Annotated in this window: 23 protein-coding genes; 7 read left to right on the plus strand and 16 right to left on the minus strand. The window is 56.6% G+C overall.

What is annotated here, in order from left to right; translation table 11 throughout:
- The 3 genes from CDO73_RS00600 to CDO73_RS00610 all read right to left on the minus strand — a co-directional run bounded on the left by CDO73_RS00600 (position 1) and on the right by CDO73_RS00610 (position 2,128).
- Positions 1-207, minus strand: a complete 207-nt coding sequence (locus tag CDO73_RS00600) for a YqzN/YkzM domain-containing protein (RefSeq protein ID WP_088486542.1) — start codon at positions 205-207, stop codon at positions 1-3.
- 100 nt (positions 208-307) lie between these two features.
- Positions 308-1,294, minus strand: a complete 987-nt coding sequence (locus CDO73_RS00605) for a hypothetical protein (protein WP_088486543.1) — start codon at positions 1,292-1,294, stop codon at positions 308-310.
- A gap of 396 nt (positions 1,295-1,690) precedes the next feature.
- A complete protein-coding gene (locus tag CDO73_RS00610; protein WP_088486544.1) occupies positions 1,691-2,128 on the minus strand; it encodes a DUF6843 domain-containing protein in 438 nt (145 codons plus the stop codon).
- A 194-nt stretch (positions 2,129-2,322) separates the two neighbouring features.
- Between CDO73_RS00610 and CDO73_RS00615 the strand changes: the two genes are divergently transcribed.
- On the plus strand, positions 2,323-2,565 hold the full coding sequence (locus CDO73_RS00615; RefSeq protein WP_087800488.1) for a type B 50S ribosomal protein L31: 243 nt from the start codon (positions 2,323-2,325) through the stop codon (positions 2,563-2,565).
- 203 nt (positions 2,566-2,768) lie between these two features.
- On the opposite strand, the gene CDO73_RS00620 is transcribed toward CDO73_RS00615, so the two are convergent.
- The 3 genes from CDO73_RS00620 to CDO73_RS00630 form a co-directional block, all read right to left on the minus strand.
- Positions 2,769-3,680, minus strand: a complete 912-nt coding sequence (locus CDO73_RS00620; RefSeq protein WP_088486545.1) for a hypothetical protein — start codon at positions 3,678-3,680, stop codon at positions 2,769-2,771.
- Positions 3,677-4,213: an RNA polymerase sigma factor gene (locus CDO73_RS00625; protein WP_088486546.1), complete on the minus strand. Its 537-nt coding sequence runs from the start codon at positions 4,211-4,213 to the stop codon at positions 3,677-3,679. Before CDO73_RS00625 ends, CDO73_RS00620 begins: the two co-directional genes overlap by 4 nt.
- Before the next feature lie 83 nt (positions 4,214-4,296).
- A complete protein-coding gene (locus CDO73_RS00630; protein WP_373446953.1) occupies positions 4,297-4,734 on the minus strand; it encodes an ArpU family phage packaging/lysis transcriptional regulator in 438 nt (145 codons plus the stop codon).
- A gap of 375 nt (positions 4,735-5,109) precedes the next feature.
- Between CDO73_RS00630 and CDO73_RS00635 the strand changes: the two genes are divergently transcribed.
- The 4 genes from CDO73_RS00635 (at position 5,110) to CDO73_RS00650 (ending at position 10,372) form a co-directional block, all read left to right on the plus strand.
- The gene (locus tag CDO73_RS00635; RefSeq protein WP_088486547.1) at positions 5,110-5,517 is read left to right on the plus strand and encodes a transcriptional regulator; all 408 of its coding nucleotides are present in this window, start codon (positions 5,110-5,112) and stop codon (positions 5,515-5,517) included.
- A gap of 129 nt (positions 5,518-5,646) precedes the next feature.
- Positions 5,647-6,060 carry an ImmA/IrrE family metallo-endopeptidase gene (locus CDO73_RS00640; protein WP_088486706.1) on the plus strand — a complete coding sequence of 138 codons (414 nt, stop codon included), beginning with the start codon at positions 5,647-5,649 and terminating at the stop codon, positions 6,058-6,060.
- 152 nt (positions 6,061-6,212) lie between these two features.
- A complete protein-coding gene (locus CDO73_RS00645; protein WP_088486548.1) occupies positions 6,213-8,444 on the plus strand; it encodes an Ig-like domain-containing protein in 2,232 nt (743 codons plus the stop codon).
- A 233-nt stretch (positions 8,445-8,677) separates the two neighbouring features.
- Complete coding sequence (locus tag CDO73_RS00650; RefSeq protein ID WP_088486549.1) at positions 8,678-10,372, plus strand: methyl-accepting chemotaxis protein; 1,695 nt, start codon at positions 8,678-8,680, stop codon at positions 10,370-10,372.
- A gap of 105 nt (positions 10,373-10,477) precedes the next feature.
- On the opposite strand, the gene CDO73_RS26605 is transcribed toward CDO73_RS00650, so the two are convergent.
- Positions 10,478-10,633, minus strand: a complete 156-nt coding sequence (locus CDO73_RS26605; RefSeq protein ID WP_179218426.1) for a hypothetical protein — start codon at positions 10,631-10,633, stop codon at positions 10,478-10,480.
- A gap of 234 nt (positions 10,634-10,867) precedes the next feature.
- On the opposite strand from CDO73_RS26605, the gene CDO73_RS00655 reads away from it, so the two are divergent.
- Entirely contained in the window at positions 10,868-11,338 is a 471-nt protein-coding gene (locus CDO73_RS00655; protein WP_088486550.1) for a hypothetical protein, read from the plus strand.
- A gap of 12 nt (positions 11,339-11,350) precedes the next feature.
- Positions 11,351-12,058 (plus strand): AIM24 family protein, encoded by a 708-nt coding sequence (locus CDO73_RS00660; RefSeq protein WP_088486551.1) that lies wholly within the window; start codon positions 11,351-11,353, stop codon positions 12,056-12,058.
- A 200-nt stretch (positions 12,059-12,258) separates the two neighbouring features.
- Here the strand turns inward: CDO73_RS00660 and CDO73_RS00665 are convergent, their stop codons facing one another.
- The 9 genes from CDO73_RS00665 to CDO73_RS00705 form a co-directional block, all read right to left on the minus strand.
- Positions 12,259-12,534 (minus strand): hypothetical protein, encoded by a 276-nt coding sequence (locus CDO73_RS00665; RefSeq protein WP_088486552.1) that lies wholly within the window; start codon positions 12,532-12,534, stop codon positions 12,259-12,261.
- Between the two features lie 36 nt (positions 12,535-12,570).
- Positions 12,571-13,701, minus strand: a complete 1,131-nt coding sequence (locus CDO73_RS00670) for a toxic anion resistance protein (RefSeq protein ID WP_088486553.1) — start codon at positions 13,699-13,701, stop codon at positions 12,571-12,573.
- Positions 13,702-13,777: 76 nt separating this feature from the next.
- Positions 13,778-14,554 carry a hypothetical protein gene (locus CDO73_RS00675; RefSeq protein WP_088486554.1) on the minus strand — a complete coding sequence of 259 codons (777 nt, stop codon included), beginning with the start codon at positions 14,552-14,554 and terminating at the stop codon, positions 13,778-13,780.
- A gap of 56 nt (positions 14,555-14,610) precedes the next feature.
- Positions 14,611-15,660: an ATP-grasp domain-containing protein gene (locus CDO73_RS00680; protein WP_088486555.1), complete on the minus strand. Its 1,050-nt coding sequence runs from the start codon at positions 15,658-15,660 to the stop codon at positions 14,611-14,613.
- A gap of 98 nt (positions 15,661-15,758) precedes the next feature.
- Positions 15,759-16,598: an HAD family hydrolase gene (locus tag CDO73_RS00685; RefSeq protein ID WP_088486556.1), complete on the minus strand. Its 840-nt coding sequence runs from the start codon at positions 16,596-16,598 to the stop codon at positions 15,759-15,761.
- Positions 16,595-17,740: a cysteine protease StiP family protein gene (locus CDO73_RS00690; RefSeq protein ID WP_088486557.1), complete on the minus strand. Its 1,146-nt coding sequence runs from the start codon at positions 17,738-17,740 to the stop codon at positions 16,595-16,597. The genes CDO73_RS00685 and CDO73_RS00690 overlap by 4 nt, the downstream gene beginning before the upstream one ends.
- 2 nt (positions 17,741-17,742) lie before the next feature.
- The gene (locus CDO73_RS00695) at positions 17,743-19,221 is read right to left on the minus strand and encodes a phosphoribosyltransferase family protein (protein ID WP_088486558.1); all 1,479 of its coding nucleotides are present in this window, start codon (positions 19,219-19,221) and stop codon (positions 17,743-17,745) included.
- On the minus strand, positions 19,184-20,368 hold the full coding sequence (locus CDO73_RS00700; RefSeq protein WP_088486559.1) for an HpcH/HpaI aldolase/citrate lyase family protein: 1,185 nt from the start codon (positions 20,366-20,368) through the stop codon (positions 19,184-19,186). The genes CDO73_RS00695 and CDO73_RS00700 overlap by 38 nt, the downstream gene beginning before the upstream one ends.
- Positions 20,369-20,635: 267 nt before the next feature.
- Entirely contained in the window at positions 20,636-21,433 is a 798-nt protein-coding gene (locus tag CDO73_RS00705) for a TerC family protein (RefSeq protein ID WP_179218452.1), read from the minus strand.
- Positions 21,434-21,483 lie beyond the last annotated feature (50 nt).

Raw genomic sequence — 21,483 nt, forward strand, 5'->3', positions numbered from 1 at the left:
TTACTTCACCTTCGCTTTCATAAATTGTGTAATGCGATTTGCCGCCTCTTCCACGGTATAACGTTCGGCCGTCTCCGGGCCGAGCGCGCCGCGCACCACTTCTTCCCGCACGCCGAACAATCGCTCCGCGTGCGCCATCAGTTCCGCCGCCGTATAAGCGGCGGGCTGCTTCTCGTTTGCTTCCGCCGAACTCTTCCGGCTGGTCATCGCTGCTTCGCCTCCTGCTTGTTCCGCTCCGCCGCGTCAATCGAATCCGATCCGATTGTTCGCGGCAATCCGTCTTGGCCGCAAACCGGTGCAGGCGCTCCTAATCCGCCTGCTTCAACCCGACCCGCCCGATCAATACGGGCGGCTCTTCGCTGCCGCCCGGCTGCTCGCCGCCGGGCAAGGTTACCCGCTCCAGCACGTCGAGCCGGAGCTGACCCTTAAGGAAGCCGTCGGCTTCCAGATCCGCGACGACGTCCGCGATCGCCGCCGCGCGACGGCCCGGCGCGGGCGGTCCCAGCCGCTGCGCCGAGCTGAGCCGCTCGGCCAGCGCCGAGAGCGCCTCGCGCTCTTCGGCCGCCGTGCGGCCGAGCACATGCGCGGCGTAAGTCCGCCGCACATCGTAGGCGGACGGCTTCGCCGTCACTTTGCGGCTCCCGGCCAGCCGCCAGAGCACGCACGGCCGTGCGTGCGCGGCCGGCCAACGGTCGGCCGCGATCTGCCAGTCCGCGCCCAGCAGCGCGGACGTCAGCGCAGCCAGCGCGGTCAGTTCCGCGCCGGCATCGTCCGGACCGGCCGCGAAGCCGGCCGGCTGCCGGTAGACCGCGAAGCGCAGCCCGCGGGTCATCCCGCCAAGAGCGGCGTCCAGCCGATCGCCGTCTGCCGAACCGAGATAGACGCAGACGAACGCGGCGTCCTTCGGATCTCCGGCTTGTTGGCTTTGTCCGGCCGAAGCCGGCTCCCGATCCGCTTCGCCAAGCTGCGACGGCTGCGCAGCATCCGAGACCGAATTTCCGGTCGCGGATGCTGCTCCGCCCGAAACCCTGCCCAGTACCGCTTCGTGCAGCGCCGCTTCGATCTTCCCGGCCAGTTCTTCGATTTTGCCGAAGCCGCCGGAAGCCGCATCGGCATAAGGCCAGACTTTGACGATCCGCCGATAACCGGCCCAATCGTTTTTGTAGATTTCTTCGCCGAACGTGACCGACGCGCCGAAGCCCGAATAAGATTGTCCGGCAGGCGGCAGATCATGCACATGCCCGGACAATTCCGGAATCTTGTTCTCCAACGCCTGCTTGATCGTTTCCCGCATCGCTTCCCTCCCCCTTTCCCACATCGCGCACGAAGCCGCCGCCGATGTTCCGGCGGCGGCTTCGCCCGCTCGCGTATTTCCGTTCCCTCCTTACAAACCTCGGGCAAGTCTCGCAAGATCCGGCTTCTGCCGCTTGGCACACGACAAAGACGGCTGCGAAGATCCGTGAGGATCGCAACCGTCCGTCCGCGAGATGAGCTTCTTCGAGCTTTCGGCCGCTCGGCCTCTCGCTCAACTTCCCGATGATACAATCTTACCGCCTTTTTCTCCAAACGAAGACGGAGAAGCGGACGATTAACGCACGTTAAAAGACGAACCTTCGGCGGCAAAAAGACGAACTCTTGCGCGGATGCTTGCAGCGGCGCATTCGCGCTCGTCTCATAACAGCAGAAGCGATCAAGGAATCGGCGGTTTTGGATATTCGTCGACTCGATCTTTATCTCCGACGAAAAAGTCGATCACGACGGTTCCGCCGCTTCGGCTTTCTCCGGATTCGGTATTTTTCGACCCGATCGTTTGAAAATGAATCCGTTGATTGGGATCGATCTCGGTACGCTTTCCTTCGCCGTCTACATAATAGAACTCGTCCGATGCCGCCCCGTAGGACGGTTCCGGCGTAGAGGTCATCAGCTTGCCGTCTTCGTTAAGGGTAAAGATCTCTTTCGAATCCTCGACCGGAATCTCCGGTTCCGACTTCTGGCCGAAAGCGATCTGCACCCAACCTTCGTAACCTTCCGGAATCAGATAGACGCTCGTCGGCCTCTGGTTTGAAGAACAAGCACATAACACGGCGCAGACTACCAGACTGATTAGAAGACCAAACTTATTTTTCATGCTGACGTCCCCCTTCGGTTACTTTCGGGATTGCCGCGCTCGATCGCAGCCTTTACCTGCTTTTTACCCATTCCAGTCGAGATTCGCAAATTTGCTCGATCTCTATCCCTATTTCATTCTTGTCAACACTCTTGCCTTATGCTACTATATAGTGTATGTGATTATTGATTATTCTGTGAAGGAGTTGAAAATAGATGAAACAAGGAATCCACCCGGATTACCAACCAGTTGTGTTCATGGACACGAGCACTGGGCACCAGTTCCTGAGCGCCTCGACTCGTAAATCCAACGAGACGGTTCAATGGGAAGACGGCAACACGTACCCGCTGATCAAAGTGGAAATCACTTCCGATTCGCACCCGTTCTTCACTGGCAAACAGAAGATCCTCGACGCTGGCGGCCAAGTCGAACGCTTCAAAAAGAAATACAACCTGTAAGATCAAGTTCGCGCAAGCGGACTTCTACGACCAGGCAGCGGAATTTTCCGACGCCTGTTTTTTTTGCGCTTTTTTCGGAATCGAAGTTTTCTCCGTCACGGCCAAAAGGACCGCGGTTCCCTATTCGGGAATTCGCGGTCCTTTCGATTTTCTTTTCGATTTTATCTAGGCGGTTCTTCCGATTCTTGGCGTTCTCCACAGCCTTATCCGCCCATCGGCGTGTTCGGCGTCGCCAGATTGTACAGCTCGCGGAAACTCGCTTTTTCCGGCACGTCCTTCATGACTTTCCAGCCGTCTTGGCCTTCTTGCACCCAGATCGCGCCTTCAAGCGCTAGCGGATCGCGTCCGCTCGAGAACTCCAGATTCAGCGTATAGTCGATTCTCACCAGCTTTTTCTCCAGATCCACGCTGTTTGTCGTCATCTTCAGATCGCTGATCGTCAGTTCCGAATCGGTATTGACCGCCGCTTCGTACGGCAGCATGCCGATACGATTCATCATATAACTGGCAAGAAACTTCTCGTCCGCGTACGGCGCCAACTGTCCGTAACGATCCGCGATCCAATCTTCCAACTTGCTTTCGTCTCCTTGCATCGACGCTTCATAATCTTCGCGCTGCGATTTCGAGACTTCGAGATCGGCTTTTTTGAACTTTTCGGCAATGTCCTGCGCCTGCATCGAAGCTTTCATCTCGTCTGTAGCCTGCGCGCTTTTCTCTTCGTCGCTCAAGCCTCCCGCCGCCGGTCCGCCCGCGTTCGCGCCGTTTTGCCCGTTTCCCGGATTCGTTTGCCCGGACGGCGTTTGATTCGAAGCGACTGCCTGCGTTTGCGCGGCATCCGGCGTTCCGTCCAGCCAACCGGCCGAATTCGCGCCCCATACGCCTCCGAAGATCGCGCCAGCCGCCACGATCGCGCCGACGGCCATTTTCCCTTTCGCCATTTTTCCTTTATTTGTCGTTTTTCCATATGTGTTTTCCATCATGCTCTCCTCCTTGATCTTCTGCATCTGTGCCAGAGTCGGTTCTTTGTTCATGCGTCCCGGCTCTCGTTCCAGCGCCTCGTACCAATTCGGCCGCGCAGATTCATCGGCTGTTCCCGATTTTTCGAATCGGCTCATGCTTTGTCCTCCTCGCCCATCATGCGTTCCATACGGCTTCTCGCCCGGGACAATCTCGACTTATACGTACCTTCGGGAATGCCGAGCAGCTGCGCGCCTTCGCGGGCCGTCATCCCGTAATGCGCCTCGAGCAGCAGCGTCTCGCGCAGTTTGTCCGGCAGCCGGAAAACCAACTGCCAAATGCGCCGCTCGCCCGCTTCCGCAAGATATACGTTCTCCGCCGAAGCGCCCGTTTCCGGCGGCTCCACGTCCGCGAAGGTCAGCACCCGCCTTACGAACGCCGAACGCTTATGATTCACGTAAGTATTTCTTGCGATGCGCATCAGCCAAGTTTTTACGGATGATTCTTGCCTGAAACCGTCCAGCCCGCGCAGCGCCCGAACGAACGTATCTTGGGTCAAGTCGTCGGCGGCGGAACGGTTTCCCGTCATAAAGAAGAGATATTTCCATACCTCGCCCCAATAAGATCGGACGATCGTATCCGGATCGGCGGCTTCCATTTGCGCGGCCGGGCGTTCCTTCATTTTGTCCATCGGATCACCTCTTCTTATCTATTTAGACAAGGTCGACTCCGAATGGTTCCCTTTTTCGATAAAAAAGTTCAAAATTTTTGATTTTAAGCGCGTCGTTCGTCTTTTTTTCTGCCGCTCTCGCCGCTTTTCGCCAGTAGATCTTCGAGCGGCAGCAGTCCCATCGCCGAAAGCGACAACGCCATTTTGTAGAAAGCGCCGGTCCGCACTTTGACGTACGTGTCTTTGCTGATCGGCGGATCGAAAATATGATTGTAGACTTTGTAATCGAATACGTCGTCCTGCTTCATGTACCGTTCCCGCACCAGCAGCCGTTCGCGTTCGTTCAATCGTTCGACGATCCGTTCGATCCGTTCGCAGTAAGCGGCGCGCGCCGCGGGCATGTCTACATTATAAATAGCGGTCCGCGCGGTCGAGTCGCTGGTCGTGCCGGTATAGCCCGCAGGCGCTTCCTGATAAGAAGAAGTCAGACGGGCTTCTCTTTCTTCGAACGTAATCGTTTTGTAGATCCGGTATTTTTCCATCGCTCCTTCTATAGCGGCCTGCGTTTTGCGGCGGTCGAGCTTGGGCAGATTCAATGCGTGTTCCACGTTGATCTCTCCTTTTATTGTCTTTTGGCAACATTTACGCCGAACGATTCCGCATTTAAGGTTATGTTCGTATATCGTTCGCATTTATGGATTAACCTTACCACAATTTTTCCAAACTCGTAAAGAGACATTTTGTCGTTTTCTTCCACAAGCCGATCAGGCATGAACATTTCGCGAAATTCACCTTTTGGCAATATTTTCGGCGAACACATTTACCCGGCAGCGGATATTGGGTATATTTAAGGAAGAAGGAACGAAAAACGCCGCCCGATCGGCAGGCCAAATTGACGAAGCGAGGAAGGGTGCCCTATGGAAAACCGGTTCGGCAGTTATTTGAGACAGGTTCGCGAACGCAAAGGCTGGAGCATTAATCGGCTGGCCGGGGCCGCGGGCGTCAGCACCTCCCAGATCTCCCGCATCGAGCATGGCCTCCGGGGCGTGCCCAAACCGCAGACGATCGCCAAGATCGCCCAAGCGCTCGGCGTTCCGTACGAAGAAATGATGAACGAAGCCGGCTATCTGCACGACGGGCAGGACTCGGCAGCTCCGGAATGGGCGAATTCCCGCGACAAACGGGATTTCAAGAAGATGCTCGAAGAAGACGGCGAGCTGATGTTCGACGGGATTCCGCTGGACAAAGAAGACAAGCAGCGCATCAAAGACGTATTGACCGGCTTGTTCTGGGAAGCCAAGCAGATGAACAAACGCAGAAGCTAGTACGCCGACCGCTTAAGATGTTAGGTTTCGCCCCTCGGAAAACCCGCTTGAACCGTGCGTGTTTCCGAAGGACTCAAACCTTAGATTCAATGCGGTCAACTCACTAGGAGGGAACGGACGGTGGACCCGATGGACAAACTCGTAGCCCGTCTCATTCGCACGACCCGCACGACCGATCCGTTCGCGATGGCCGAAGCGCTCGGCATTCATATTCGTTACATGGATCTGGGCAAGTCGACCAAAGGCCTGTATTATCGCAAGCTTCGCAGGCGGTTTATCGTCATCAACGAACATCTGCCGGAAGAATGGCGAAATTTCGTCTGCGCGCACGAGCTCGGACACGACCGGCTGCACAAAGGGGTCAATCGCTTTTTTATCGAGGAGCATTCCTTCTTCAGCGCGGGAAGGCTCGAACGTCAGGCCAATCGCTTCGCGATGCTGCTGCTCACCAGCAAGACCGAACCGATTCCCGGCGAATCGTTCGAACGTTTTCTGCTTCGCAGCGGAATCCCCCAAGATTGCGTTTATTTTTTTGTCCGTTGATCGAACGTACGTTCCGCAAGCGATTAGGTCATAGTGCCCATTTCCATTTTTTTATATAAAAAGCGTAACGAATGAGGGTTTTTTTCCGATAAAAGAAAAGACGGGATCGTTTTCGACATGCCGTCTAATCCATTCAATCGAAGGAGAAGATCATGATCCGACAAAAAAGCGTGATGCGCACTCTGGCCCTTCTGCTGATGATCGCCGCGATCGCCTTTCCGGCACACGCATTCGCCGCCACGGGAGACGTCACCTCGATCTCGTTCGACGACGCGACCAAAAAAGAACTGGTGATCGGCCAATCGGCCAAACAGTTGAAGGTGTACGCGACGGTCGAAGGTTCGACTTCCAAGAAAGACATTACCGCTTCCGCGGACTGGACCTCTTCGGACGAAGACGTCGTACAGGTCGTCAAAGGCCTGCTGACGCCGAAATCCAGCGGGGACGCCATCATTACCGCCACTTACGGAGGAGCCGTAGCCACGGTCGAAGTATCCGCCTCCTATCCTTATTCGAAGCTCGCCATCGAGCCGGCGAAGACCGGTACATACAAGCTTGGAGATGCGGCGAGCGACCTGAAACTGACGGCTAAAGTCACGGGCGGCGACGACAAAGACAAAGTGACCGACGTGACCGCGCTCGGGACTTGGACCAGCTCCAGCTCTTCTGTTCTGACCGTCGATGCGGCCGGCCAAATGACGCTGGTCGGCGAAGGAACCGCGACCGTAACCGTCAAGTATCAAGGCCTCACCGCGACGTACAAAGCAACCGTCGAACTGCCTTATTCTTCGCTCGAGATTCGCAGCGGCGGCAGCAAAGCTTCCGATCTGGAGCAGCTTGTCGGCGACAGCGTCACGCTCAAGGCCATCGCTCCGGCTGCCGGAGGCGGCGGAGAGCAGGACATCACGGCCAAAGCGGATTGGACGACTTCGAACGCGTCCGTCGCGACCGTCGATAAAGGCGTGCTGACCGTAACGGGCACCGGAAAAGCAACCGTTACCGTCAAATATCTCGGCGTATCGGCATCCGTCGACATCTATGTCCGCGCGCCGTACGAAGCGCTGCTGGTCACGCCGTCCGACTCGGCCACGCTGTTCATGGGCGAGACGCTCAAACTGACGGCGGAAGTGCGCGACCGCGCCAACTCTTCGCTCGACGTATCGGGCCAAGCCAAATGGACGTCGAGCAGCCTGCTCGCGGCTACGGTCGATAACGGCACGGTTACGGCGAAAGCCGTAGGCAGCACGACGATCAAAGCCGAATACGGCGGCATCGCCAAAGACGTCAAAGTGACCGTCTATCCGACGCTGAAATCTCTCGAAACGTCCAAAGACGATACGGAATTGTACAAAGGCGAGTCCGAAGCGCTGCCGAAAGTCAGCGGCATCAAACTCGACAACGCCAAGCTCGATTTGAGCGGCGACGTCAAATGGACGTCCGGCGACGACGAGATCGCTTATATCGAGAACGGCAAAGTGATCGCGAAATCCGCGGGTACCGTTACGCTGACCGCTTCTCTGCCGGATACCGATTCCGTAACGACGCCTTCCGGCGACGTTTCCGTACGCGGCAAGACCGTAAGCTTCAAAGTCACCGTCAACGAGAAGATTCTCGTGCTGATCGGACCGGACGAAGCCGTAAGCTTGGTCATCGGCGAAACTTCCCCTCTGCCTAGCGTAACCGCGGTATGGGAAGACGGCCAAGAGAAAGACGTCTCCTCGCTGATGACGTGGACGGTCGCCGGCTCGAACGCCGTGATCAAGAAAACCGATTCGGGTTCGACGATCAAAGGCCTGCTCAAAGGATCGGCTACGCTGAAAGGCACTTATTTGAACAAGTCGATCACGGTCAGCGTGAAGATCGAACAGAAAATCACGAAAATCGTCGTAGATCCGACTTCGGTCGAACTCAATATGAAAAGCAGCAAGTCGATCAAAGCGACCGCCTTCTACGCGGACGGCTCCAAAGTCTCGCTCGGTTCCAAAGTCGGCTGGGAATCGTCGAATCCGAGCGTGGCTTCGATCTCGGGCACTACCGTAAAAGGCGTATCCGTAGGCAGCGCGACATTGAGCGGTTCGTATCAGAACATTCCGGTTTCCGTTCAAGTGACCGTCGTACCGAAGTTGACCAAAGTGGCCGTCGAAGAGAAGACTCTCAAGCTCGCTCCGGGAGCCGTTTCCAAGATTAAAGTTCTGGCGACTTACGATACCGGTTCGATCGTGGACGTAGCCGCTCAAACGGTTTGGACCAGTTCCAAACCGAGCGTAGCCGCCGTATCGCCTGCAGGCCAGATTACCGCATTGGCCGAAGGCAAAACGACGATCAAAGGCAAGTTCGGCACCAAGAACGTGACGATCTCCGTGACCGTCACGACCAAGAAATAAACGAACCTTTTCCGTTTCCGAAACCAAAAGCCGCCTGTATCTCCTTCGGGAGAGCAGGCGGCTTTTTGCTGTGCCGTTTGTCATAGCCATTTATTGCGATAATCTTGCAGGATATGAACGTATAACAACTCGACAACCCATCCGGCCATTCGTCCTGCATTTCTCCCGTTTCGAATGACGGCGGCGGCTATACGCGACGTTGTTCAACGCATGATTAGGAGGATGAACTTATTATGAAGCTAGCCGGAAAAATCACGACCGCCATCGTCTCGTTATTTCTGATCGTCGGTTTGGCCGTGGGCGTTCTCGCTTATCGGGCCGCTTACGGGCAGGTCGACGAAGCCGTCGGAATCGAGTTGGTCGGGTGCGCCAATATTACCACAGGACTGGTTGCCCCTGCCGACATTCAAGCCTTGGCCGCGGGCGATACGACCAAGTTGAACGAGATCCAAGACAAAATCGATTGGATTCACGAACATAAACCGATCTTCAAAGAAGCTTTTATCCTATCGCTGGACGGGAAGATTCTGGCCGCCGACTCCAATATGCGCGATCGCGGGTACAAAGCCGGAGATACGTTCTATTTCACGGACAAAGACCGCGAGATGGCGACCACCATGAGCCACGGCGTCTACTCGGACGTGTATGCTTACGACGGCGTCGGACTCAAGACCGGATACGGTCCGATCCTGTCGGGCGAAGGAAGCAGCCAGAAAGTCGTCGCGCTGATGGCGATCAACTTCGACTCGTCCATCATTCAAGAGCGCACGCTTTCGGTATTCGAAATTCCGCTGTTGATCGGAGCCGTTCTGCTGACGATCGCGCTGGTTGCCGTTCATTTTATCATTCGCCGCCTGATCAAACCGATCGTTTGTTTGTCCGAACAGACCCGATTGCTGGCTCAAGGCGATCTGACGCTCGAGGCCGTGCCCGTTCGCGGACGCGACGAAGCCTCCATGCTCGGTTCCGACTTCAACGAGATGGCGGGCAGCTTCCGCAGCATCTTGAGCGAAGTCCGGGACAGCTCGCATCAGGTCGCTTCCGCCTCGGAGCAGTTGACGGCCAGCGCCGTTCAGACCGGTCAGGCCGGCGAACGCATTCATGACGTCGCTTTGAATTTGGAAGAAGAAGCTTCGCTTCAGCGCAGCTCGCTCGCGGAGAGTTCCGAACTGCTTCAGCAAATTTCTTCTTTTGCCCGGCAGCTCTTGATCAGCATGGAAGAATTGGCTCGCGGCGCGGACGAGTCGGAGCAGCATTCCCGCACGGCCGGCAGCGATCTGGAGCAGGCTTCCCGGCAGATGAATCGTACGGGCAGCGCGCTCGGCGAACTAAGAGTCGCGATCGACGATATGCGTTCCCATTCGCAGGAGATTCGTCAGATTCTCGGCGTGATCACCGAGATCTCCGAAGAAACGCAGCTGCTTGCGCTGAACGCCGCCATAGAAGCGGCACGGGCCGGGGAACACGGACGAGGCTTCGCCGTCGTCTCCGACAATATCCGCAAGCTGTCGGAACGCTCCGGCTCGGCCGTGCGTCAGATTCACGGCATCGTCGAATCGACGCTGGGGCAGATCGAGACGTCCGCGGGCGCGATGATTTCCGTATCCTCCGCCGCCGATCAAGGCACTCGCACGTTCGCTTCCGCTTCTCGGTCGTTCAGCGTCATTCAGGATGCTTGGATCGTCTCCAAAAGCAAAGCCGGAACCGCGATGGAAGACGTCAAACGTCTCTCCGCGGACGCCAACGCGGTCTCCGAACGGATCAGGCTCAGCTCCTCTATCGCCGACGGCGCTTATGCAAGAGCGCGATCGCTTTCCGGATCTTCCGGGGAACAATACGCATCCATGCAGGAGATCCAGGCATCGTCGACCTTGTTATCGCGCTTGTCCGAAGACCTCTTTACGCTGGTGGATCGGTTCAAGATCTGATCCGCGCACAAACGCCGCTGTCCGTCCGATTCGGATCTGATCCGAAAAGGCCGTACAAGCGGCGTTTGTGTGATGGATACGATTATTCCGATCCGGAATAGCCGATCAGGACTTCGCAGCCGTATCGGCCGCGACTTTCAAAACGGAAGATTCCGGATTCACCGGACGGAAAGTCACGCTATCCAGCAGCAGGCCGTTGCCTACTTGTTCTCCGTTTACCGTAACGATGATTTTGGTCAAATTCGAGTCGGTTGCATACATGTCGTTTCACTCCAGTTTATAAGAATATAAGAATCGCAAACGCGAGAATTCGCGATTTTTTTTGAAAAATTGGTGTTTTGCCGGTAACTTCGTTACACTTATTAACGTATCTGATTGTGCGTAATGATGTTTACCCGTTATGCTCGCTTGTTAAACGCTTTCCTTGCAAAACGACTGCTTGCCCGGCGATTTTGCCGTTCCCGTCCGACTCTTTAAGACGAGGTGACCCCGATCATGATTAAACCCGGATTTTTGCGTATTTTCCGCCGCAGCATCCCTTCGGCTCTGCTGCTTGGTCTGCTGCTGCTTCCCGTCGAGCGTCAAGCTCATGCTTGGGAACCGATCGATAATTTTTTTAACGGCCTTGAAATGTTCGGCAATCTTCCTTCGGAAGTGAATCAATTGCAGAAGAGTTATCAAGATACGGTAAACGAGCTGAACGATGCCAAAGCCGATATCCAGAGTTACCGCGACGAGATGGAAGGTTACAAAGACCAGATTACTCAATTGAACGACCAGAACGCCCGGCTCGACCAACAGAACCAACAGCTTCAAGCTACCGTCGCGGCGCTGAATGCGGCGCAGCAAGAACGCGACAGCAGCGCTCGTACGATGAAAATCATTATTTTCGTTCTGATCGGCTTATTCGTCGGTTATTTCCTGCTGATCCGCGTCCTGCGCCTCGGACTGCGCGGCAGACGTTAAACGGAGGATCGCATGCATATCATTCACGAACAATCCGGCGATTCGTTCGGCGCTCAAGCTTATACGTTCGAACTGGAAGAACCGGATACCGCGCATATTCTGCATCCGCAGCAGGTGGTGGCTTACCGCGGCGATCCCCGCGGACGCAGCGACCGGCTGCTCGAGATCAGCCGCATGATGCGCAAACGCAAACTGATCCGCGCCGATTTCAAAGGACGCTGTTCTTTTACCGCCGTACTGCCCGCCGGATTCGGTCTTCAGACGCTCGATCTGGCAGGCGGCAGCGATATGCTGTACGATTTCCGGCAGCTGTTCTTCTATACCGACGGAATCGAGATGAAAAGCCGAATCCTGAAATTGAAAAACATGCTGATCACCCAAGACGCGATCAAGATGAAGTTTTCCGGCGAAGGGCAGATCGGCATTATGACGCAGGGAACCGTATTCCAAGCGGAACTGCACGAAAAAGAACCGCTCTACGTCAATGCGGGCAGCATTCTGGCTTATCCCGAGAACGCCAGACTCGATCTGGCCGTTTACGGCAACCACCTCGCCAGCCAGCATATGCCTTTTCATTGGAAAATGACCGGCCGCGGCCATGTTCTGCTTCAAGCCGGCGGCACGCGCAGCCAAGAGCTGAAAGAGCATATGGAAGACGACGGATTGGTGAAGCGGATTTTGAGGGAAGCGATCCCTTTCGGGAATATTTTGATAAAGTAGATTTTCATCTGAGATTTTCATCTCGCCGTTTAGATGAAAAGCGTACCCAATGATTTATCCAATCCAAAGCTTCGAATCGCGGAACGCCCCAACCGCGAATCGAAGCTGTCCTCTAAGCCTTTAAGCCCTTAATCCCGCACCAAAAAAGCCGCCTATCCCCTTAGGGAAAGGCGGCTTCTTACCGTTCTTCGCTTCCGGCGTTACTCCGAAGCCTGCTCCATCGAATCCCAAGCCGCATCGACCAGAACGTCGAAAGCGTCGTCGTCGTTTTCGATATATTCTTCGAAAGCGAGAATCTGCTCCTCCGGTCCCGGATCTTTGAGGAAATGCAGGCTGTATTCCCATGCATCTCCGCTCTTGCTGTAGATGGTCAGCTCGTAAGGCTCTTTATGCCCTTCGACCTCCAATTCGACCTTGCCCATGTAACTCTTGTCTTCCCGGCGCTCCATGCGTGCGTTGAGAATCTTGGTGTTCATTCGCGTCCGTCCTCCTTGTCTCGATCCCGCTCGGCTCTATTCCAGCAAATTGGAGATGGATTGCAGCCGCTGCGCTTCGCTCTGCTGTCCGGCCGTTACGCGCGCAGGCTCGCTTTCTCCGCCGCCCGCCTGCATCAGGCCGAGACGGTCGTGCATCTTTTTGTTGATCTCCGTCATGCGGCCCGTCTGTTCGGTCGCCGACTGGATGATCGTGCGGTTGGACTGCTCGTACATGTCCATCGCCGCGAACAAGTCGCCCATCGCGCGTTCGACCGCTTCCAACTGCATCGCCGGTTTGCCGAGCAGATCGTTCGTTTTTTGCGTCGTTTCTTTGAGCATGCGCGAGTTCTCCTCGAACATGTTTTGCAGCGTCTGATTGGCCGTATTGACCGCTTCGATCGTCTGCATTTGATCCTGCAGCGCCATCGCGATCATCGCCGATACCGTGATCAGATGCTGCGTCTTGTCGATCGTCGCGTCGACGGAATCGATCAGCTTATCGTTATTGTCGTTGATGATGTCCGTACCCGCGATCGCCTGCTGGTACAGCATGATCATTTCGGTAAACGATTGGATGCGCGTCACCACTTTGCGAAGCCCGCGTTCGAGCGTCGTTTTGCGGTTGGCGTTCTCCGGCTTGGCGATCTCTTCTTCGAACAGCTTCTTGAGTTGGTTCCCCATCTCGATCCGCATTTGAAGATTATACACTTCTTCGATCGACGTGCGCTTCAAATTCCGCATGTACGCCATATTTTCTTCCAGCGTATCTTTGCCGTTGCGCAGCGAGACGATAATCGCGTCCACGTTCGTTTTGACCGACTGGTATTTGTAAACGTAGTTTTTGAGCGGCGTCTTGCGCATGATCTTATCGATAAAGCCGAGCTGCTTGCTCTTGCTGAGCGAATCGATCTCGCTCCGCAGGCGAAGAATATTATTGCCGACTTCCGAACGTTTGCCCGCTACCATATCATTCACCGGACGCTGAAGCATCTCGAGCGATTGTCCGGCTTTCTCCATCGTGCGTTGGCCCATCCGGCCGATCTGGTCCATCAGCTCGTCGAGCTGCATATTATCCGTATTGGCGACTTTCTGAATAACCTGCTTCGCTTCCTGTTCCACTTTATCCAAGTCGCTTTTCTTCAAGTCGACCGCAAGATTCATAGACATGAATATTCCTCCTTCTGTTACGCCGCTTATGACGCCGGGAAGCCCGGCCGAAGCGGCGTTCTGCGGCGCAAAGGCCTTAGTCCGAAGTCCGGTAACGCTGCTGGATCAGATCGATGCGGCTCTGAAGTTCGATCAGGTCGCGATGCTCGATCGTCTCCACGTAGAGTGACAGGCGAGAGTTGATGTCTTTGATCCCGTCGAGCAGCAGGCGGCGATTCTTGCGTTTGGCTTCGCCGCTGAGCTTCAGGAACGGATTGATCGCGCCGTTGAGGTCTTTGAAGACCAGACGCTGAATATTGTGATTGATCTTGCTGTCGTTAAGCTCCTTGAGCTGCGGGATCAGACGGGCGATACGGGAGAGCAGCGACAACGTCTTCTCGACGATCTCGTCGTCGAGCGCGTTCTTCTGCCCTTCCGAGATGATCAGTTCTTCGATGACGGAAATGTATTCGTGCACCGGGTCCCACATCTCGTCGGGTTCCGCGGCCGGTTTAGGCGGTGACGCCGGCTGCTGCGCGGCCGAAGCCGCGGCGGCTTGCGCTTGGCGCCGTTCCTGTTCGCGGCGCGCGGACGCTTCTTCGCGAAGCCGACGTTCGACCGCCTGATCGACGGCCGGAATCCCGGTACGCCGACCGCTGGGCGGCAGCACTTCCGGCTGCGATTGCGGCGAGACGTCGATCGGAGTCGGCTTGGGCTTCGGACGCTTGAAAGCTCCGATGCTGAGCAGCACCGCGCCGCCCGGAAGCAGCGCCGAGATCCATACGGGCACCATGCCCTGCGAGAAGACCGCAAGCGCGTACCCGGCGATAAAGGCCGTGATGGGCAGCCCGAAACGTTTGATATAATCGATCATGCCATAACACCTCCAGCTTGATGGCAGGGCTTGCTCTTTCTCCTCGCTTCGGCGGCTTAAAAGTCCGACATTGCCTCCCTGCTATAGATCGAGTCCAATCTGACGGCCTGTTCCACGTAGCTGGCTTTGATGCCGAACTCCGGTTTCGGCGGCCGGACTTCTTCGCCGAACGCCGCTTTGACCGCCAGATACGGAACGTTTACGCCGGACAAACAGGTAATATACAGACCGCCGGACATGCGCGGATTGATTTCGAGCAGTTTGGGAACACCCTTATTGTACTTCACCTGCACGTTGAACGCATAGGGAATCCGGCAATTTTCCGCGATCCGGCGCGACAGCGCGAGCAGTTCTTCCGAATACTCCAGATGGTAGACGCGGCCTTCCGATTTGCGGCGGGGAATCGCCGTCAGCAGTTCGCCCGACGCGTCGGCCAAGCAATCGATGCTGTATTCTTCGTCTTCGAGCATCTCCATGATCATCAGATCGTCGAAGCGTTCCGCCGTCGACAGCGTCCGATACGTCTCTTCGTAAGTCGTCTCCAACGTCACCCAACCGTACAACGCCTTCAGCGGGTCGCCGATGTCTTCGTTGATGATGCGGAATCCCATGCCGCCTTCGGCTTCCGTCGGTTTGAAGCAGACGCGATGTCCGGCTTCGGTCAGCTCGCGGTAAGCCTGCGCGAATTCCTCGGCCGTCCGCACGACCCGGTAATCCGGAATATCCACGACGCCGCGTCCTTCGAGCGAACGGTAGAACTTTTCTTTATTCATCATATTGCCGAGCAGTTCAAGATCGTCGCAGACCATGACGCGCGTGCCGATCTCTTCGAAACGCGGCACGTTGGCGGCGATCAGCTCCATATGCAGACGCGGAATGAACAAGTCGATGCCGTGCCGTACGCAGAAATCCAGACAGAACTCGATATACGCCTCGCCTTCGACCGTCGGTTCCGTTTCTTTGACGTCGCACGCGCTCAGGGAGACGTGGTCGATATTGGGATGCGTGCCGTAGAACTCGAAGCGCGCTCCTTCTTCGTTGTTTCGAATCAGGTTGACATAGTGGTAAGCGACCGAGAACCAGCGGTTCAGCCAAATTTTTCTCATCGTTCATCGTCCTCTTTATCTTTTTCGGCTGTCGCCGGTTACAACACAATCAAGGTGCAGTTTAAGGTAGTACGGATGAAAAGGCTTTCCGGTTTCGCTTATCGTTCTTCGATCTTCTCGGCCACCGGCAGCGCCTGCATATCGGGAGACGCGAACCATTCGGCGATCTTCGCGATCAGGTCTTCGGCCGCGCCCATCCCGTCCCGTTCGGTAAACGTATAGAGGCCCGCTTCCATATAGGCGGCGTAGATCTCTCCGTGACGGGGCACGATGGCGTAATCAGCCGCTTTGAGCAGACTTTCGTCGAGCAGCGAATCTCCCGAAGCCGCGATGCGGGAAGCGCCGGCCAGCTTTTTCACGTGCAGCAGCCCTTCGCCTTTGCTTACGCCGTCCGGTACAAGATACATTTTACGCCCTTGCACGGACAGATTCCAACGCATGCCGGCCAGCTCTTCGCGGAAGTCTTCGATCTGCGCGAGCGGCATGTTTTCCCGATCCAGAATGATCGAATAAAACAAATCGTCCGAATGGCGGTACGATTTGACCCATTCCGGCGACGAGATGCGGCCGAACGCTTCGATGACTTTCTCCGCTTCCTCGCTTCGGGAGAGCGCCTCCGCGACATGCCGCTTCCAATCCGTGTCCGGCACGCCGTCGATCAACACGTTGCCGCCGTTGCTGGTGACCGCGTATCGCGGGCGGAACGTCTCGCGGATATAGAAAATGCGTTCGTACTGCTCGATCGTGCGCGTCGTGACCGGCACGAAGAGCGCCGTTTTCGACAGTTCGGCCAACAGCCGCGCCGTCTCGGGCGACATGAACGAGATATGCTCGCCTTGATACAGCTCGACCGGAATAACCTTCGACGAATCGAAAGCCGTGCCCATCGCTTTTTTGGAGTAAATCAGCGTGCGATCCAGATCGCTTGCGAAGATCATTCGGTCCCTCCGTTCAGCGGACGGATGATGCCGCAGCAGGAATAGGTCAGCTCCGGATAGACTTCCACCGGAACGCCGCGGTCTTCGGCCAGCAGCAGAATATGGCGCAGATTCGGATTGTCCAACCGATCGACGAGAATCTTCCACGGCACGCGCCGCAGCAGCACGCGCGTCGTCTCGCCTACGCCGGGCTTCACCAGATTCACGTCGGCGATCCCGTAATCCTCTTGGATGCGCGCGATGTCTTTCATGCCCTGCCAGCTCGATTCGTTGGCTTCGGGCGTATTTTCAAGCTCTGCCGCAAGGCTGCGCGCTTCTTCGCGAATCTCTTCGAAATAAGCGCTCACCCGGTCCACGAACAGATTGGAGACGTCGTCTTCGAGCCATTCCTTGTAATATTTGGCCCCGTGATAATCGTCGGGCCCGATCAGGTCGTCGCGCAGCACCGTGCGGCTCATCAGGCCGGAAACGGTCGAATTGAGGCAGGCGCTCGGAATCAGAAAATCTTCGCGCGTGCCGAACGTTTCCGAGCAGCGCCCCGGATCGGCCAAGACGGCCAGGTCGTCGTCCAGTTCGATGCCGTATTTGGCCGACATCGTTTCTCGGGCTTCCGCCAATACTTTGCGAATCGCGCCTTTGCCCGTCCAACCGTCGACGAACTGAATGCGGCGTCCCGGATGTTCCCGCAGCATGTAGAGCACCGCGTTTTCGTCGATGCCTTTGCCGCGGATGATCGAGATGCTGTAATGCGGCACGTCCGCGCCGTAGACGGCTCGGAAATAGCGTTTCATCAAGATGCCGATCGGCGTACCCGCGCGTGCAAGCGAAGCAAGCACAAGGTCCGTTCCGTGGCGGGCGATCAGACGTTCCGAGACGATGCCTGCCGCGAGCGCGACTTTGCGGGCCGTCGTCTCCAACGTTTCGTGGAACAGCGCCAGATATTCCGGCGTCGGCCGGTATTCCACGGGAAGCATCTCGGAATAATGAACGCCGCCTTGGATCGCTTCTTCGCGATCTTCCGTGCCTCGTTCCAATTCGACGTCGCTCAGGTCTTTCAACAGAAAGACCACGTCGTCGGGGCTGTAGCTGCCCAACCGTTCAGGGACGGGCAGGATCTTGGATGCCAACGTTTCTTCGCGCATATTCATTCTCCCTCCTGCGATAACCCGCGGTCCGCGGCGCTTGCGAATACCAGATGAACGAACGGAACTCCGGTGTTCTCCAGCGCGCCGATCAGCGGTCTCAGACCGGCTTCCGTCGGCATTCTTTCCAGAAAAACAAAGATCTCGTCATAAGCTCCCGCAGGAACGTTATAGAAAAAGTTGGCGATGCCCGGATCGTTCGGCGAAACATGCGGGAAGCCGCTTCGAATCGCATAGCCTTCTTCGTCGACCACATGGATCGGGCTGCGCGTGCTGGACTGGTAGAATACGCCGTCGCCCAATTCGGCGGCGATTCGCATCGGCACGTACATGAATTCTCCCGTGCCCATGCAGAGCGTGCGGGTTCCGCGTCTTTCGGCCGACAAATACGCCGAAGCCGCTCGTACCTGTGCGTCGAGCTCGGCATTATCGGCTTCGCGCATGCCGAAGCGGCCGGTCCATTCCAGATAAGGAACAGCGGACTTCTCGCCTGCGGAATCTGCCGATACCGCATCCAAATGGGTGAAGAACGCCGACAAATCATGCCGGCGCACCTGCGTTCCGCCCGAAGAACGACGGTCCGGCGCGGACTGGGGCAGCCGTTCGACCGGACCGCCTTCCACTTCGATCGTGCCTTCGATCAACGCGATGGTGTCGATCTCGATCTCCAATTCGCGTTCCAGTTCGGCGAACCGTTCCCGGTCTTCCGGGCCGCGCCAATCGAGCAGGCTGGCGACCACGTAGCGGCGGCGCGGATGCTTGCTCTGAAGATCGCGAATGATATTCAGCGCGGTATTGCCCGTCGTCACTTCGTCGTCGACCAGCACGACGGTATCTTCGCCGGCGAAGAACGAAGTTTCGCGCGCGTAGCAGCGATGCGCGGTCGCGTGCGAATGTTCTTCTTCGAAACGAAGTACCGGTTCCCGTCCGACCAGCTCTTCGCGGGTCGTATGCAGGAAGCGGGTATCGCCCGCGAAGCAATCGTACATCGCGTGACCGAGCGCGGTCGCGGTCTCGGCGAAAGCGATGAACAGCGCAGACTCTTCCAGATGCAGCCTCTGCGCTTGCAGCCGCTCGTACAAATGCCGGGCGGAAGCTCCTCCGTCGTGCAGCGCGGCGCATACTTCTTCCAAGCTGTACGCTTCGGCTTCGCGTGCCGCTTCTTCGGCGCTCCCGCTCGAAGATTCCGCTCTGCGCCGCTGCCACAGCAGCGCGAGCGCCGCTCCGCCCAACAAAGACCGGTGCGGATCGACAGGGATATGTTTGCCCAGAATCCGGCTGACGAACAAGAAACTGCGTTTCTTGTTGATCCGAGCCGCCATGCGGAACAGATCGTCCGGATGCAGGCCGAACGGATTGGAATCCAACCGGACTCGAACAGTCAGACCTTCGAGCATTTCGTAGATGTAGACCGGCGCGTCCGTGTTCGGCGTGGCAGCCTCTTCAGCGGACGAGCAATGCGGTGAAATTCTGGTTTTCATTCAGCACCCCGTATATTTCCGAACGAATCATGATGCGCCGCGCCCAGTTGAGATGGGGCTTGATCTCGTTCATTTTGTTGTCGTAGCCGCTCTTGACGACCCCGATCTCGCCCCCGCTGCTCTCCAGAATATGCAGAGCGTCCATATGTTCTTCGTGCGTGACCGTATACATGGCCTGCACCGGACAGATATGGGTCGGATGGATGATCGTTTTGCCGACGATTCCGTTTTCTTTGTCGAGTTCGACTTCGCGAATCAGGCCGTCGACGTATTTATTGATATACTGCATGCGCACCCGAAGTCCTTCTTGACCCGCGGTTTCTTGGAACGGCGTCTCGCGCAGCTGCGGCTTCAGCACCCGGTCGCTTTTGAAATATTCCCAGACCGGACCGGAAATCACGTAGCCGCTGCCCGCGCGTCCGAACAGATTGACGATATCCGCCACGCAGTCGCGAATGACGCCGATATCGTAAATAGTCATATCGGGCTTACGGCGAAGACCGAACAGACTGGAGAAATCAGTCGCTCCGATCCTCACGTTAAGTATGTATGAACGATGCCGATCCAGCAATCGTTTGATGCCCAGCAGCATCTCCTGACGCGTCTCCGCGTAGATGATCTCCGCGCTTTCCAGAATGGGCATACCGTACAGGATCGGAGCATCCGCAGGTTTCGTTTCGTTATACCGCGTCAGCAGCGCCAGGTAACGCTCGCCCGCCTGCACGTCGAATTTAGGGAAAACAAGTCCGGTCAAACGCACAACGGCCGTTCCGAGCTGTTCCAATAATCGTTCGGCTTGTTCGGCAGTTCGCACCCGCACGAAAATCAGAGGCAGCTTCTCGGAGTCGATGCTTCCGCTTGTCGACCAGTCTTCGAGTTTGCGAATCTGCGCGACCAGCGCGGCTTCGGCTTCTTCGAGTCTGAGATCGCCTACCGCGTCTTCCAGATCGATGACTACCGATGTCAATCCGACATGCTTGCCGCTGCTCAGATCTTCGGCGATTCCGGGCTTCGTCGCCGGCATATAGAGAGCCGCGCCCACCGCATGAGCGAGCAGATCTTTGTCCGAGCCATTGCAGAACGGCGCGGGAGCTTGATAAAACAACTTTTCGGTTTCTTCCTCCGATAAATAATCGAAATAACGCATGATCTTTCCTCCCACGATATAATCCGTTCCACGAAATACAAAAAAACTCCGCCGCCGAGAGACGCCGCCCTGCCTCGTGCGATCGCCTGCGTGTTTCTGCAAATCTTCGCAAGCGCCGCTTCCCGAGACGGGAAGGCGTTCTCCACATGCGGAGGAGTAGAGATCCGAACGGCCGGCCGCGCTTGACCGCTGCGAGCGGCGATCGGATCCCGTACCAGACAAACGCAAAATCGGATACGGCGGACGAAGATTGCTTCTGCTCCCGCTTTACTCTTCGCGCGTCTGCCGACGCTGGCGAATCAAGCTCAGCAGAATCGTGCCTACGAAGACCGCGATCAGCAGCGGGAAGAAAATCGTCTGCGGCAGTTCGTAATCGAACAACGCCGCCGCCAGCATCTTCAATCCGATGATCGTGATCAGAATGAAAGCCGCGCGTTCCAGTTCCGGAAACTTCTCAAGCAGTTTCAGGAAGAGCTGTGCGACGCCGCGCATCATCAGCACGCCGATCATGCCGCCCAGCAGCAGCACCCAGACTTCTTGGCTGACCCCGAACGCCGCCAGCACGCTGTCGATGCTGAACGCGATGTCCATCAGCTCGACGGCCAGCACGGTGCGCCAGAAGCCGTAATTTTTCTCTTCGATCTCGTCTTCGTCGGAATCGGCTTTGCGGCTGATCTTCGGAATGAGCGGAACTCCGCCGACGCGTCCCCAATTCAATTCGAGATTGAACAGGTTGGACATGGCGATCCACAGCAGATAGACGCCGCCGATGACTTTGACCCAAGTGATCTTGACGAGGAACGTCCCCACCCCGATCGCCACGAAACGGAACGCGTAAGCGCCGATGATCCCGTAAAACAAAGCTTTTCTGCGCTGGTTAGGCGGCAGATGGCGAACCATGACGGCGAGCACCAACGCATTGTCCGCGGACAGCAGCCCTTCCAAGATCACGAGCGTGCCGATCACGCCCCAAGTCGCCGGTTGGCTTAAAATCGAGCTGACATGTTCCCATTGAAAATAGTTTGCGAAATTGCCGAAGAAGCTCTGAAAAAAATCCGCCATGATCTCTCTCTCCTTCAAGGCGGTTCAGAGGCGGCCTGCTAAGGAGACTGCGG

It is taken from the genome of Saccharibacillus sp. O23 (genome assembly GCF_002205895.1).
Lineage (GTDB): Bacteria > Bacillota > Bacilli > Paenibacillales > Paenibacillaceae > Saccharibacillus.